This window comes from Changpingibacter yushuensis, assembly GCF_014041995.1.
GTDB lineage: Bacteria > Actinomycetota > Actinomycetes > Actinomycetales > Actinomycetaceae > Changpingibacter > Changpingibacter yushuensis.
Genome location: NZ_CP059492.1, coordinates 2556741 through 2571797, shown reverse-complemented (window position 1 = coordinate 2571797; position 15057 = coordinate 2556741). Strand labels below are relative to the sequence as shown.

Below are 15057 nucleotides of genomic sequence, written 5' to 3'. Positions count from 1 at the left end.
ATACCTAGTTCAATATTCGCGCGAGTAATTGACGTTGCTGCGGCGCGCAGTCATCGATGCTCTTCTTCTCGACGGTGAGTGCCCACCAGAGCGTCTGTTCGATGCCGCAATCGCCGCAGGTGCGCGGGGACACCACACCCCATGCGCCCATCCGTGGCGGAGAATCCCATCCCGCTTCGAATGCTTCCTCGCAGGTCAGTATGGCGGTCGTGTCGCGCGCCTCGCACCAGTGCTCGAATCGCTCTTCGTCCATGGTGTTTGACGGTAGCTTTGACCTTCGACAACCACTGCTGCGTTGCATCGAGTTCAGTCAGGGCTGTTCGGGAAACCCACGTGTTACGTCGGCGGTGGAACAGGGCATCTTCCGGAGCGTTAGATGGGCTGCATGCCTATCGAGTGGAGGAGCACTCTAGGAAAGTGCGACTCGGCTTCGATCGGTCAGTCACCAGAATGGTCACCAGAAACCCCTCCCGGGGTCACTAGATTGGCTGGCATCGGCCGGCAACAACCGGTGAGATAATGCCATGAAACCCGCGGAAACATGCGGTTTATGGCCGTAAGTTGGCGGGAGAGAGATTTTCCCGGATCTCGTCAGTTGTTCTTGGGTCAAGTCTCATCATAGGGACCGGTGATCTGTGGCAAAGCGGAGCTCTCCAGGCCCGATGGAGGCGTTCGGATCGAACGCTGAGCCAGCCTGAGGGACCTTTCGCGGCGCTATCAGCGAGCTGGCCGCATATAGCTTAGCCCACGGGGCGTGCGGTCTAGGCCTGCCTCACGCATGGGAAGGTGCCAAGGTGAGTTTGAGGGCAGAGCGCCGTCGATTGCCTCAATCACGAAGTCACTGAGATTACCGCGCCGGCATGTTCGGACTAGTTCCGCTGCAGCCGCGCTGCGTTCTTCCCGCGTGATTTCATCATCGTTAAACGTCAGTGCCGTTTTGCCGCCACGTTCGAGGTAGAGCACGGGAGTTCCGCCGAGCAGTACCACCAGCGCACCGGGATTACGGCGAGGTCTGGCGTTCAGGCGGAGCTCCGGCCACGCTAGGGTGGCGCCGTACGGATTTGCTGGGTCAGTTGCGGATAACACCACCGCAGTGCGTGGTTGCGGGAGAGATGATGAGGATGGTTCGAGGCGATCAGACCCTTGTGTAGGTTGCGTGGCCGAATCGTCCAAGGCGGACGCGGCGGCCTTGGACTCAGATTCACCGCGGAAGCTGCGCAACTGATCCACTGCAGCGGCCGTTGCGAACTGGGCACCGCCAACGCCTTCCACAAAGTGACCTCGTCTGCATAGCCCTGCCTCCTCGAGCTGATTGAGGCCTTCGTAGACTGCGGAGAATCCGCCAGGGAAAGATTCTGCTATCGCGACGCCTCGGGACACTACGCCGTATCGGTCTAGGAGAAGCGCGAGAGCCGTGGAGTACCACTGTGATTCTGAGCCGCCTTCGGCTGACACGAGCGACCATCTTCCAGCGATTCTGGCGTCCACGGAGCGTGGTGAGACGCCGGCAAGGGCGGCGTTGCGGAGCGTGCGGCGCCGAGGTTGAGGGCGGCGAACCTTCTGGGCTGCGTTAGGCGCAATTGCTGCGCGCAGTGCCCCGAGGGAATCAGAGGTGAGAGTTCCCTCCCACGCTAAGCGCCACATTTCGTCTGCGAACGAACTGGGATCAAGCCCGGGGAAGGCCTTCTGCGCTTGCGCAAGGAGATCCCGGCCGAACTCGGCGCGGCCTCCGTTGAGCTGCTGGACGATCCACGAGGATAAGGGAAGTTGATCGGGTGAAGGGGCATGGCCCACCACGCCCTCCGGTTGGCTTTCTGGTGAGTTCGTCTGGCCTTCCGCAGCGGTCACGTACCGTTGTGCCGGGCCCGTCTTGTCTCTAACCGACGACTGCACATCGCTATTGCGCGGGCGCAGGGTGGAACTGAGTGTCTCACGAAGATGTAGGCTGACACGGCCCTCGGCGTCGCCGTAATCCCCTTCGCCCACCCACACAACCTCACCCGCAGCAACCAATGAGTCAAGGAGAGCCGGAGAGTAGTCAGCAACTCTTTGGGGCAGTATGAGGCTCTCGATTGTGGAAGCAACCAACGGCAGGCCACAGAGCTGTTCAACCACGCTCAGCACGCCGTCAACTCCAGTTAACTGACCTCCTCCGTACTGCCACTGTAAAAGAAAACTGGCGAACTGGGGACTTGTGGCAGGTGTGATGGCTTGCCGGGCGCGCTTGGCCGCGCGCCGCTTGATTCGCTGCACCACATCTCTGTCGCACCAGCGTTCGGCGACGCCGCCAAACTGGCTGCGACGGACTGAACCAGCCTTCTCAAGGTGGGTCAGGGCATCGAGGACTAGGCCGTGGTTCACTCCGAAGCGATCCTCAATCTGGGCAATGCTGGTGGGACCGATGGAGTGTAGATAGCGGGAAATAAGACCTCGAAGTGGTTCTTGCCTGGCCGGGAAGTGCTTAGTTTGTGACGTGAGGTCTTGGGCGCTCGGTGCCCCTAACGAAAGTGCCAACTCAGGCGAAGGAACCGCCCCAATTGCTGCCAGAGTTCCGGCGTCCTCAGCCGCGGCAATGTAATTGCCACCGCCGAGGATTGTGGCAACCGCACGTTCCTGGCGTAGCAGGTCCGCAATATCAGCTGCACTAACGTCTGATCGCGCAATGATTTCGGAAACAGTGAGCGGTCCGAGTATTCGAAGGAGGTCAGCTACGCCTTCGGAGCCGTGAACCTGGCGCGTGGTTGCAGTGTGTTGAAGTTCGGCCTCCACCTCGCGGATGACGTCTGGATCGAATACATCTTGGATTCCAGCTGTACCGAGCAATTGCTCCATCAGTTCGGTATCGAAGCTGAGAGCTGCCAGCTTCCGTTCTGCTGCGGGTGTATCTCCTTGATAGATGAACTCTCCCACAGATTCAAACAGCATGGATCTCGCATAGGTGGAAGGAGATGCCGTGGTGACTTCATGAAGGCGAATCTGCTGAAACGTGATGCGTTGGCAGGTATCGATGAGGGTGGGGAGATCGTAGACATCATGAAGGCATTCGCGGGCGGCCTCCTTCACGATCGGGAAGTCTGTGTATGTGGCCGCCACTTCGAGAAGACGAGCCGCCCGGTGCCGTTGCTGCCACAGAGGTGCCCGTTTGTGCGGGGAGCCTCCTCCCAGAAGCAAGGCACGCCCGGCGCATTCCCGGAAGCGTGCAGCAAATAGCGCGGAGCCGCTCACTTCTTGCTGTACGATTTCGGCCATCTCAGCCGGGTCAAAAACGAAGAGTTCAGCTCCAGGGGGTTCGCCTTCGACGTCGGCGAAGCGAATGACGATTCCATCGTTGCTTGACATGATCTGAAACGAAGATCCGAAGCGCTCTCGCAGCCGCGCACCCACGGCGAGCGCCCACGGGGAGTGAACGGCCTTCCCTAGAGGCGTTTGGAGAAGGATTTGGTAATCGCCCAACTCGTCTCTTGTCTTTTCGACCACGAAGTCGCGATCGGTTGGCACAGCCCCAGCTGTTTCTTGGGCTTCCGCAAGGTAGGCAAGGGTATTTGCTGCAGCGTTGGGGTCGAGGCCGGGAAGTATCTGCTTAGGTATGGAATCGTTCTGCCGTGTTTGGGTGAGGCATTCCCGAACGGTAGCGCCGATAGCCCATCCCAACTCCGCTGGCCGGCCAAGCCCTTCCCCGTGCCAGAAGGGCACGCGCCCGCGTTGACCCGGTGCTGGAACAACCTTTACGCGATCCGGGGTGATCTCACGGATCCTCCAGCTTGATGTGCCCAATACGATGACATCACCAACACGAGATTCGAAGACCATCTCCTCATCGAGTTCTCCAATCTTCGGTGACGTTCCCAGACGGGCGGGCAAGCTTTCTGTGGTAGGCACACTTTCGCTTTCACGCGCGATCTCCACGCGATAGAGTCCGCGATCAGGGATGGTACCGCCGTTCATGATTGCCAGCTGGCGAGCGCCAGGCCGCGCTGTGAGGACTCCTGTTTCACGGTTCCATGAGATGCGGGGGCGCATTTCGGAGAACTCGGTGGAGGGGTACTTGCCCGAAAGGAGGTCCAGCACCGAATCGAAATCAGCTCGGTTAAGGGTAGCGAACGGAGCTGACCTGCGCACGGTGTCAAACCACGCCTGCGCGTTCAGAGCCTTCTGGGACACGGCAGCTACAGTCTGCTGAGCCAGAATGTCCAGCGGGTTCGCGATCACTGAAGTGCTTTCAATGCTCTTTGATTCGATTCGCTGAACGAGCGTAGCTATTTCAGGAAGGTGCGATCTGTGAACAGGGTAGAAGAAGGCTCTTGATACCTCACCAACCCTGTGGCCAGCACGCCCGATCCGCTGTAATCCAGCCGCGACGGAGGGCGGCGAGTCCACTTGAATGACCTGCTTCACCGCTCCCATATCGATACCTAGCTCAAGGCTGGCGGTAGCCACCACGCATCTCAGCTCACCTGCCTTCAGGGCCTGTTCGACTTCTAGGCGGACCTCTTTTGAGACGGATCCGTGATGTGCTCGCGCGATTTCTCCTGTGCCGCCACCGGCCGCGTGTATGTCATTGAGCGCTGCGGTCAATCGTTCCGTCTGGCCGCGGTAGTTAGCGAAGATGATGGTGGAGGGGGCTTGCATCACGCGTTCGTAAATAGCATGTTCTATGGCTGGCCAAGTGGAACCGATGCGGTGATCATCTGTTGGGTTGGCTTCGCCTGCGGCACCCACTCCGAGTGCGAGGTTCTCCACTTCTGGATGGGACATATCCTTGAAAGGGACTGCCACTCGAACGTCAATGCCTTTGTTCGCAGGAGGTTCGATGATGTGCACTGCGTGGCTGCCACCAAGAAAGCGGGCAACTTCGCTCGCGGGCTTGACTGTGGCTGACAGGCCGATTCGGGTGACAGGTTTGGACCCGCTGGTGGCAAGAACCAGATCATCGAGCCGCTCCAATGAGACTGCCAGATGCGCACCGCGTTTCGTGGCCGCGAGGGCGTGGACTTCATCCACGATAACGGTGCGGACTGCAGTGAGAGTTTCGGCAGCTCCAGAAGTCAGCATGAGATACAAGGATTCTGGTGTAGTGATGAGGATGTCCGGCGGGTGCTTGCGGAGCTTGCGGCGCTCATATGCGCTGGTATCGCCTGAGCGCACGCCCACTGAGATCTGTGGTTCCACAAGGCCCAGAGCGCGGTACTCGCCTTTGATCCCAGCCAAGGGAACTTGAAGGTTCTTGTGCACATCCACGCCCAACGCCTTAAGAGGTGAGATATAGAGGACTTGGGTGGCTTCGATGTTTGCGGGGGCAAGGCCAACGGGTGATGCATGTGGTGAAGGCAGTAGGTTCTTCATCGTGCCTATGGCATCGGAAGCCGTGCGCGATCGGACCAACTGGTCAATAGCCCAAAGAAAGGCGGCCAAGGTTTTTCCAGAGCCAGTTGGCGCAATGACTAACGAGTTCTGCTCCTGAGAAATCGCATCCCACGCTTGTTCTTGGGCGAGTGTTGGAGCATTGAACTGTTCGAGGAACCAACGCCGCACTAGGGGTGAGAATTGGAGCAGCGCTGAGCAATCCGGCGAATCATCCCGTGATGCTTCGTGTGGAGAGGCCGCACCTAGTGATTCTGATGTGCCGCGACGGGCCGCCGCGCTAGGTGTTTCAGCCGAGCGGCGCGCTTGATGACTCCCGTCCCCATCTGCCATTCCATCAGTCTAGTCAACGTCACAGACAGATGATGTGGCGCCAACGCTTCATCAAACCGGCCGCTGACAGTGCGTACTGCCGGACTGACCGTCGATCAAAAGTTGATCGGCCTCACGTCTGCAGAGTAACGAGCATTACAGCATCGCAGGTTTGCATGTAGATAAGGTTCAAACAGTACATCTACCCATTCTGTTGACTGGTTGCGCTACACATCGGCGCACCGTCCAACGGATGCAGAAGGGGACAGCCATGGAGACTCACCCAGAGCAGGTTGGCATTCAAGGTGCCCGCGTTCTGAATTCTGACTTCCGGTTTGAGGATTCTTCATGTCTTTCGTGGGCCGCTGGTAGCTTCCACCACGGCAGCGAAACCGGGCTCTCCAGTGCCGAGCTTTCCAATGCCGAACCTTCCAGTGCGCCACCGTCCAGTCTGATGAGCGAAAGCGATTCCTCGCAACGATTCATCGGCGGCGAAGGGCTATGGGTTGTTCCCGGTTTTGTGGATGCCCACATTCACCTCTCGCGGACTGACAGGGTTGCTGGCGGGCGTTCCTCATGCTCGCTTGAAGAACGCGATGAACTCGTCTCGCGGAACTTCGAGACAGTACTCGCGGCGGGCTTTACAGGTGTGCGCGACGCGGGTGGCCTTTGCCCAGAATGGATTGGCAAAGTGGCCTCGGGAGAAGTGAGCGGCCCGTTCATTTCTGGGTCGTTATCCATCATCACCAAGGACGTGGTGGATGAGGTAGGCAGCCTTCCGATCGCTGTTGGGCGGGCTCTTGCCAATGGAGCTTCGTGGGTCAAGATCGTTGCCACCAAGGGACTGGATAACCCAGTCGGTAGCCCCTATGGGTCTCTTTTTTCGCGCGAGGACTTCCGAATCGCGGTTGGCCTTGCGGAGGCCGCAGATGCACGGGTTATGGTTCATGCGCTCGGCGGCGATGCCATCACGTGGGCGATTCAAAGTGGCGTCCACTCAATCGAACACGGCGTCTACCTCACGCATTCCCAGGCGGTTATGATGGCCGCTGCTGGTGTGACGTACGTTCCCACAGTGGACCTCTACCACGGCCTTCTCGAACGCCTTGAGTTAGGCGAGCTTCAGGGATCATGGAAAGCGCGGCTCGCCGACATTATCGCTGTCCACCCTGCTTCGATCCGCCTCGCCCGTGCGGCGGGTGTGGAGGTAGCGCTCGGGTCTGACTACGTGAGCGATGATCCGGCTGGCGCGCAGCTTCGGGAGTTCCGCGCATTGCACGATGCCGGCTTGAGCGCGCGTGAGGTGCTGCGCTCTGCCACTGTGGTGGGCGCGAAGCTGCTGACCGGCGAATGTGCGCCAACTGGAACGCTTGAGGAAGGCGCCCCAGCTAACGCTGTGATCTTCTCCCGCGACCCCTTCGATGCCGATGCATATACGGATCTCACAGCAATCGTGGCCGTGGTCAAGAACGGATTACTCTTCACTCCCGATCACGCCAAGGCGATGCTGTTCGGAGCGCCGGTAGGGCGCTGACCCTCGCAGCGAGGTTCGCACTCGCGAATCGCGGTGCGCTGCGCCAGCGTGTCTGCCTCCTCAAGCTTCCCTTCGCGCTCGCGAATCAGATCCCCGCGATGAGCTTCTCAATCCTCTTGGCGCTGACTTTGCCTTGAGTTCCCAGTTGCTGCGCAAATAGGGAGACTCTTAGCTCTTCCACCATCCAGCGCGCTTCTTCCAGTCTGGCGGCAATGTGTGGATCGTATGTGTGTTCGGTTGCCCGCTTTTTTGCTTGTTCTATTTTTTCGACGACGTCGGCAACCTGCCATGCCAGTGCGTCATCAGCAGCAGGGTTACTGCTTGCCTTCTCAAGGCGAAGGTTTGCTGCCTTGAGGTAGCGCACCAGATGAGCGAGTTGGGATTGAGGCACTGTGTGGAGGAATCCAGGTGGAACTAGAGCTGAGACTTGGTCCCGGATGTCCGTCACTGTTCCGAGCAAAGCAATGGATGTGTTGGCTTTGACAGCTTGTGTGGTCGAAGCCCACTCGGTGCAGATCTGGGCGCAGAGCTGTGCGAGTCGGAACACTTCATCCTCATGGCGTTCTCGAATCCACTCGAGGATCTGATCGAACTGCGCGTGGGAGCGCACCTCTCCGGCTGTAACACCATTCTGGTTGCACCATTGGTCAACGAGGTTGCGGGCGGCCGCCAGTTGTATGTCTGCCACCAATGCCGAAGTGGTGGGATAGGGAGATCCTGCCAGAGCCAGTGCTTGGTTCCCTGACCAACGGGACGTGACGCGGGCTTCCTGCATCTGTACTACAGAGGCAGCTAGGTGAATAACGCCGAGGCGGTGATCGCGGACTTGCTCAGCGGGTTCCGCCAGAACTGAGAACAATACGGGAGCGGGACCGGTGGCTGGCCGTTTCTGAGCGAGAACGAGTGCCGGGTAGCCACGGACAACCATTCCGTGTGGACCGGTGGTTTCCACAGAAGCTGGGATGATTCCCCCTTCCACAGCTGGCCAATGCGTTAGCGGTGTCTCGGTAGCTGCTGAAGAAGAATCAGCTGCAAGCGCGGCTCGAATAGCTGCGCGGGCAGCCCCCTCGTCCCTCGCTTTTGTCGCTGCAGAACTCGCTTCGCGTTCCGCGGCCTTCTTGGCATCTTCAGCCGAAAGGAGTCCACGCCGTGCCTCATCTAACGCCATGGCAACAGCACCCTTCACCACGTTCTCCACCGCGGATTTGGCTCGCGGTGCGAGGCTAAGTTGGAGCCGTTCTAAGCTCTCTCCTTCGTCAAGTACCGCTCCGCGCTCGCTGCGGATCACAAAACGCACCTTGAGATGTGCGGGAAGTTCGGTTTCTTGCCACGCGGCATCGTCGATCTCAATGTCTCGAAGCTGGCGCACGGCTGCAGTGAATGCCTCTTGGAAAGAAGGCGCTTCGGGGTCTCCGTGAGCAACACTGTTCCAATCGGGCAGTGATGGAAGGAGGGCGCGCGCCACATCCGGTGCGGGAACAAGCTGGCGTCGAATCCGTTTGGGTAGCGCGCGAATCGTAGCTGTGACGAGCTCCTCTCGCATGCCTGGCACAAGCCAATCGAATCCTGAAGGCCGCACTTGTGGCAGAAGCGTCACGGGAATCGTCACGGTCATGCCATCGCTATAGGAGCCGGGATTGAAGCTGTATGCCACGGGGAAGGTGAGGTCTCCTTGAATCCACTCCGACGGGTAGTCACCCTCAGCTGCGGCTTGCCCGCCTAGAAGGAACTCTTGGGTGAAGTCCAGCAACTGGGGATTAGTAGCCTTCTCTTTCTTCCACCATGAATCGAAGTGGCGCCCTGAGACCACGTTGGTGGGTACGCGCTCCTCATAGAATGCGGCGAGCGAATCCTCATCGGCCACAACTCCGCGGCGCCGGAGTTTGCTTTCGGTCTCCTGTGCTTCCTCGATTGCAGCTTTGTTGGCGGCGAGGAACGTGTGGTGAGTCCGCCAGTCTCCTTCGACTAATCCGTGCCGGATGAATAGCTCACGCGCCAAGTCGCGGGAGCTATCCGTTCCAACCGAACTCAATAGGATCTGGCGGTCAGCAATTAGCGTCATTCCGTAGAGAGTCACGCGTTCTTTGCACATCGCGGCACCATTGCGCGAACTCCAGATGGGTTCCGAGTAGGAACGCTTGACCAGATGCTTGGCCAACGGTTCTATCCACTGAGGCTGAATCTCTGCCACTGTGCGCGCGAAGAGCCGCGAGGTCTCTACGAGCTCGGCTGCCATGACCCACGCCGGAGTGCGGCGATGTAATCCAGATCCTGGCCACACCACAAAGTGGGTATTACGCGCACCCTCATAGTCGCGAGTCTTCTCAGAGTAGTTACCCAAGTTGGACAGAAGGCCGACGAGCATTGATCTGTGGATGGCACCCGCTTCGGGAGTGTCTGAAGACCTCCCGAGCTCACGGCAGGCCTGAGCCACAGCACCTGAGTTTGCGGAGCCGCCCAGCATGGGAGCGCCTTCTGCAGCCGCCGCATCAATCAGGGTCGGCGAGGGAAGTGCAAGAGGACGGATTGACAATCCAAGTGGGCGCGCCATCTGCTGAAGCTGTGAAACGACGTCAGTCCATTCGCGGTATCGCAGATAGTTGAGGAACTCGGACCGGCACATGCGGCGGAATGCGCCACCGGAAAGTTCGCGCTGCTGCGTGTGCAGATAGCGCCACAGGGTCAAGTAGGCCAAGAAGTCCGAACTGCGTGCCGTGAAGCGGGCGTGGAGTTGATCGGCCTGCGGGCGCTTCTCTACCGGGCGCTCGCGTACATCCTGCACTGAGAGCGCCGCCACCAGCACGAGCACTTCGCTGGCGCAGCCGTTCTTCTCCGCTTCGATAAGCATGCGGCCAAGCCGAGGATCAATTGGAAGGCGGGAAAGCTGCCAGCCGATCTTCGTGAGTCTGGGACCGGTCGGAATACCGCGCACAGGGCGAGTGTCCAATGCGCCGATCTCTTCTAGAAGCTGAGTTCCTGCGCGAACGGATCGTTCGTCCGGAGGGTCAATGAAGGGGAAATCTGAGACGGTGCCGAGCCCAAGCGAGACCATCTGCAAGATAACGGATGCGAGTGAAGTACGCTGAATCTCGGGTTGCGTGAACTCTTCGCGGTGCGCGAAGTCCGCTTCGGAGTACAAGCGAATGCAAATGCCATCGGCTACGCGTCCGCAACGGCCCGCCCGCTGATTTGCACTGGCCTGAGATACGGGTTCGATGGGTAGGCGCTGCACCTTGGTTTTGTTGGAGTAGCGGGAGATGCGAGCTGTGCCGGGATCCACCACATATCTGATTCCGGGCACAGTGAGGGAGGTTTCGGCGATATTTGTGGCCAGAATGATTCTGCGATGCCCATGGGACTCGAAGATCCGATGCTGCTCAGCCGCCGATAGTCGTGCGAAGAGGGGGAGGACCTCCACCGCGCCAGGGAGGTTCGAACGCCCGCCGGGTTCGATGTATCGATTCTTCAGATCGTCTTGGAAGGCCTGCTGGGTATCGCGGATCTCTCCTTCGCCAGACAAGAACACCAAGATGTCGCCGGGCCCCTCAACCATGAGCTCACTGCAGGCCTCCACGATACCCGTCACCTGATCTACGGCTTGTGCACGTCCCGGAGTCTCTGGGCGATCAATCTCTCGGTAGAACTGCGAGTCATCTGCACTGGAAGCAGATGCGCCTTCCGAAGTGGCGGGCGAGTCTGGGAGGAGTGGGCGGTATCGAACTTCAACGGGATACGTTCGCCCTGAGACTTCGATAATTGGGGCAGACGTACCCTCTTTCCCGGCAAAGCTGTGATGCCCAAAATGTGCTGCAAAGCGCTCGGTATCGATGGTTGCCGAGGTGATGATCACCTTCAGGTCAGGGCGATGCGGAAGCAACTGTGCGAGGTAGCCCAGAATGAAATCGATGTTGAGGGAGCGTTCGTGTGCTTCATCGATGATCAAAGTGTCATAGCGTAGGAGTTCGGGATCTGACTGGATCTCCGCAAGCAGAATCCCGTCCGTCATCAGCTTGACCAAGGTGGTTGAGCTGACTTCCTCAGTGAAGCGAACCTGATATCCAATGGCGCCGCCGAGCGTCACACCGAGTTCGTCGCAGATGCGTTCAGCAACTGAACGAGCCGCGATCCGGCGTGGCTGAGTGTGGCCAATCAAGCCCTTGATGCCGCGTCCAAGTTCCAAACAGATCTTGGGTAGCTGAGTGGTCTTACCCGAACCGGTTTCACCCGCGACAATCACCACCTGATTGTCGCGGATAGCGGCCTTGATCTCTTCTCTTCGCGCAGAGACAGGAAGTTGTTCCGGATACGTGATGGTCGGAAGTGCTGCTCGACGCGAATCGAGTTGCGTGGGTGAGAACGGGCGCGGAGGATTGCTGCGTTGCTGTGAACCCGAGGTATGGGACGAGGCGCGCCTACCCGTTCGACGCCGGGAGTTGGTGCGCTGATCACCGTTGCGTGCAGTGGAATTGTGAGTGGAGCGGGCGGAGCGCTCGGCAGAAGAGTCGCTAGACATACGGATTCCATTCTCCCACGGCGAGCGGCCTCGCACCATGAAGCACGTTACGTCTCGTCGTGAGCATGCCGTTGAGCCTGTGCATCCGAGCAATCTTCCAGCGGGGCCACGTAAGCTCATCCTTACGGCAACTGCGAAGGAGGAATAATGCGCATCACGCCTATGAAGATCCTGTGGGGCATTTTCGCCATTGCGCTCATTGCCGCTTCTTCCCTAACTCTGAAACCGGATGCGGTTCCTGAAGTGGCAACCCTGACGCTACGAACCCCGATCACGCAGGTAATCGCTCTACGCGGATGGATGATGCTCGGCTTCTTTGGCGGCGCCATCTTTTTCGCCATTATCGGAGCCGTTCGCCGCACCATGTTGGGACGAGGCCGTATCGCATTCTTCCTTTCTGCCGCGCTCGCCGTGGTTGGCGTTCTTCACGGCGTCACTATCTATTCCCGCGGAATCTCCAACCCCGGTTCGTTGAGTGCCGATCCGGGGATAACGACGTCGTCGTCGGGAAATGGCGCAATTACCGTGTTGCAGTACAACACGCACGGTGGACTCGTGGAAGCCACCAGCATTGCGGACCTGGTTGAAGAAGAGGGCATAGATGTCTTGACGTTGCCCGAAACCTCGACCGTATCGGGGGTGGAGATTGTGGATGAGCTCGCGAATCGAGGGCTCACTTTCCAGATGTTTGATACAGGTACTGCAGGTACAGACGCCGATTACGATTCGACCGTCCTGCTGGTCTCCTCTGCCATGGGGGAGTACGTGGAAGCGGATGTGGATACCGGCGATGCGGTGTACCGCTCAATTGTCCGGGCGGTTCCGGCAGATGGTTCAGGACCGGACCTGATTGCGATCCATTCGGTTGCGCCGTCCACCTTGTCCACCAAACAATGGCGCATCGAGATTGAAAGCGCCTACAACCTTTGCGGTGCCTATCCGAACGCTATCTACTCGGGCGATTTCAACTCGACAGTTGACCACGAGTTGGCACTTGGTCTTTCCACCACGTGTACAGATGCAGTCGCTCAGGCAGGATCTGCCGGGCTAGGCACGTGGCCCTCCAACCTGCCCAGCTGGCTCGGTTCCCCAATCGATCGCGTCATGGCTCCCACAGGATATGAAGGAACTGAAGCCGCAATCGTTGATCTGGGAGGCTCAGATCATCGGGGTGTAGTTGTGAGGCTGACCCCCGAAACCTGAATCGGCACACACCTAGTCTGCTTGCTGCCCCTAGGTTCCATTGGGGGACGGCTGTGAGAACTGGTCCGCGAGTGCAGCCAAAGCAGCTTTCCAAAAAGCTAGTGTCTCTGGAAGATCAGATGCCTGCGGCAGCCGCGAGTGGGCCACGTCGATTCGAGTACGCGGCTCACCGTTTTGTAAGGGTGGCAGCGGATGCAAGGTCACGTTGATGTGGGAAGCATCAGATGCTTCCATACGTAGTGACTTCTCAAATGTTCGTCCACGCACTTCAAATTCACAGTCCAACCACAAGCGCCGCGCGTCGTCGTCGTCCAAGTAGGGCCACATCTGTGACGGCGTGCAACGAACTGACTTAGAGACATTCGCTTCAAACGAATCATCGGAGCGAACACGGGATGCGCGCGATCCATGCACATCTTCGTACTCGATTGTGACGCTCTGAGCCCACCACGCGTCCACATCCTGTTTGCCGCCCAGCCAACGGGCGATTCGCTTGTGGTCCCATTCTTGGGCGCCTGCCTCATCTAGCGCCCTGAACCATTGCCGCCGCGTGCGCCCGGTAGCTTCCTTCAGCTGTTCGTCTGCGATGAGAGGGCGCTGTGAATGAACGTAGTTCTGCGAGGATGTTGTGCCGCGAGCGGCAGGATACATCTGTGACATGGCGCCCCTCCAAGTGATCAGATCACATCCAGTCTATGCCGTACTGTGAAGGCCGTCACGTCGAGTATGGCCAAGAAAGCTGAGAGGGTTGTGAACACTACCCGGCGCGATACCTAATGCGTTACCGTTGAACGAGGGTAATCGGTTCGTGTTCAACCCTGCCAAGAGGAGGCAATCGTGAGCTTTAAGTCACTCATCGTTGGAGGATTTGTAGGGTACGTCCTAGGAGCTAAGGCGGGCCGGCAACGTTATGAACAGATCGTTGGCATCTCCAAGAAGCTGTGGAAATCGGGACCCGTTCAGCAGGCGTCAGAAAAGGCGCACGATGCTGCGGGAACAGCCTTTACCGAAGCCAAGTCAAAGGTTTCCGATGCTGTGAAATCTGCCCGGCACCACGATGACGATGTCTCGGTGACTGCAGTCGATTTCTGATCGATTTCACACCTAATAACTCCGGCTCGCATTTGTTAGGTGATGGGTCCGTGCTCGTAGAATTTGAGCCGTGGATGCCGCAGAGATTTTTCCTTCGGTCCTCCGAATTTTCGACGTCGGAGGTGTGCTCGTATCGGGGATCGTCGGCGGGATGGTGGCCCGCGAAAAGCACTTTGACATCATCGGATTCTTTGCGCTGTCTGTGATCGCAGCGCTCGGTGGCGGTATGCTCCGCGACGTTCTGCTTCAGCAGGGAACCCCCGTCGCGTTGACGGACCCGTATTACCTCGTTTTTGCCCTTGTGGGTGCGCTCATTTCCTTCAACTTGCGCTTGTCGGGAAAGTGGTGGAGCAGGTTCTTCATCGTTGCGGACGCCTTCGTGATCGGCGCATGGTCAGCAACGGGAGCGCTCAAGACGCTTTCGGCCGGCTTGGGAATCATCCCTGCAGTGATGCTCGGGGTGATTACGGCTGTTGGGGGCGGTGCGATTCGAGATATCGCAGTGGGGCGCATCCCAGCAGTGTTTGGCGGCAACACCTTATATGCCACCGCATCGCTCGTTGGCACCATTCCAGCGATTTCCCTTTGGTTTGCTGGCTATCCAACTTTGGCGACCTTTGCTTCCACGATGGTGGGCGGCGGGCTGTGTATCGCGGCACGGCGGTTCCGGTGGCGCCTTCCCGAACACTCACACTTTCCGCTCACTGATGCGTATGGAAAGATGCGGATGAGTCTGGCTGAGTACGTTCACCAGCGTGAACTGGCTAAGAAGCACGCGCTCCCGCGCGGCGCTGGCAGCTCAGTAGGTTCAGAACGTGCTGATACTGGTGAACCCGTTGCTGGTGTAGAGGAGAAGCGCGACGATCGCACGCTTGGTGCGCGATCACGCATGATGAAACGATCCAATAAGTAGGGCCACAGCGGGGTGCACCTGATGCGGCCCTGACTAGGCTGACGTTTCAGCATCCGACTGTGGAAACCACGTGTGCTAGGCCCCTAGGCACTCCGGGCACCCAGGCACCCAGGCGCTCCAGACCCCTAG

8 protein-coding genes are annotated in these 15057 nt (G+C 58.8%); 4 read left to right on the top strand and 4 right to left on the bottom strand.

Features of this window, described 5'->3' with window-relative positions; translation table 11 throughout:
- Positions 1-4: 4 nt before the first annotated feature.
- Both H2O17_RS11045 and H2O17_RS11040 read right to left on the bottom strand, forming a co-directional pair.
- Positions 5-253, bottom strand: coding sequence for a hypothetical protein (locus tag H2O17_RS11045; RefSeq protein WP_220456771.1), 249 nt, complete (start codon positions 251-253; stop codon positions 5-7).
- Positions 254-717: 464 nt separating this feature from the next.
- Positions 718-5694, bottom strand: a complete 4977-nt coding sequence (locus H2O17_RS11040) for a DEAD/DEAH box helicase (protein WP_182049715.1) — start codon at positions 5692-5694, stop codon at positions 718-720.
- A gap of 250 nt (positions 5695-5944) precedes the next feature.
- On the opposite strand from H2O17_RS11040, the gene H2O17_RS11035 reads away from it, so the two are divergent.
- The gene (locus H2O17_RS11035; RefSeq protein ID WP_182049714.1) at positions 5945-7207 is read left to right on the top strand and encodes an amidohydrolase family protein; all 1263 of its coding nucleotides are present in this window, start codon (positions 5945-5947) and stop codon (positions 7205-7207) included.
- A gap of 85 nt (positions 7208-7292) precedes the next feature.
- Here the strand turns inward: H2O17_RS11035 and hrpA are convergent, their stop codons facing one another.
- Positions 7293-11720, bottom strand: coding sequence for an ATP-dependent RNA helicase HrpA (gene hrpA, locus H2O17_RS11030; protein ID WP_182049713.1), 4428 nt, complete (start codon positions 11718-11720; stop codon positions 7293-7295).
- A 147-nt stretch (positions 11721-11867) separates the two neighbouring features.
- Between hrpA and H2O17_RS11025 the strand changes: the two genes are divergently transcribed.
- A complete protein-coding gene (locus H2O17_RS11025) occupies positions 11868-12923 on the top strand; it encodes an endonuclease/exonuclease/phosphatase family protein (RefSeq protein WP_182049712.1) in 1056 nt (351 codons plus the stop codon).
- Between the two features lie 30 nt (positions 12924-12953).
- On the opposite strand, the gene H2O17_RS11020 is transcribed toward H2O17_RS11025, so the two are convergent.
- Positions 12954-13583 carry a hypothetical protein gene (locus tag H2O17_RS11020; protein WP_182049711.1) on the bottom strand — a complete coding sequence of 210 codons (630 nt, stop codon included), beginning with the start codon at positions 13581-13583 and terminating at the stop codon, positions 12954-12956.
- A gap of 177 nt (positions 13584-13760) precedes the next feature.
- Between H2O17_RS11020 and H2O17_RS11015 the strand changes: the two genes are divergently transcribed.
- Positions 13761-14015 carry a hypothetical protein gene (locus H2O17_RS11015; protein ID WP_182049710.1) on the top strand — a complete coding sequence of 85 codons (255 nt, stop codon included), beginning with the start codon at positions 13761-13763 and terminating at the stop codon, positions 14013-14015.
- 70 nt (positions 14016-14085) lie between these two features.
- On the top strand, positions 14086-14928 hold the full coding sequence (locus tag H2O17_RS11010) for a trimeric intracellular cation channel family protein (RefSeq protein ID WP_246311251.1): 843 nt from the start codon (positions 14086-14088) through the stop codon (positions 14926-14928).
- Positions 14929-15057: the final 129 nt, after the last annotated feature.

Excerpts from the sequence above, each read along its gene's own strand:
- H2O17_RS11045 (WP_220456771.1), bottom strand. The coding sequence starts at position 253 with ATGGACGAAGAGCGATTCGAGCACTGGTGCGAGGCGCGCGACACGACC.
- hrpA (WP_182049713.1), bottom strand. The coding sequence starts at position 11,720 with ATGTCTAGCGACTCTTCTGCCGAGCGCTCCGCCCGCTCCACTCACAAT.
- H2O17_RS11020 (WP_182049711.1), bottom strand. The coding sequence starts at position 13,583 with ATGTCACAGATGTATCCTGCCGCTCGCGGCACAACATCCTCGCAGAAC.
- H2O17_RS11035 (WP_182049714.1), top strand. The coding sequence starts at position 5,945 with ATGGAGACTCACCCAGAGCAGGTTGGCATTCAAGGTGCCCGCGTTCTG.
- H2O17_RS11025 (WP_182049712.1), top strand. The coding sequence starts at position 11,868 with ATGCGCATCACGCCTATGAAGATCCTGTGGGGCATTTTCGCCATTGCG.
- H2O17_RS11040 (WP_182049715.1), bottom strand. The coding sequence starts at position 5,694 with ATGGCAGATGGGGACGGGAGTCATCAAGCGCGCCGCTCGGCTGAAACA.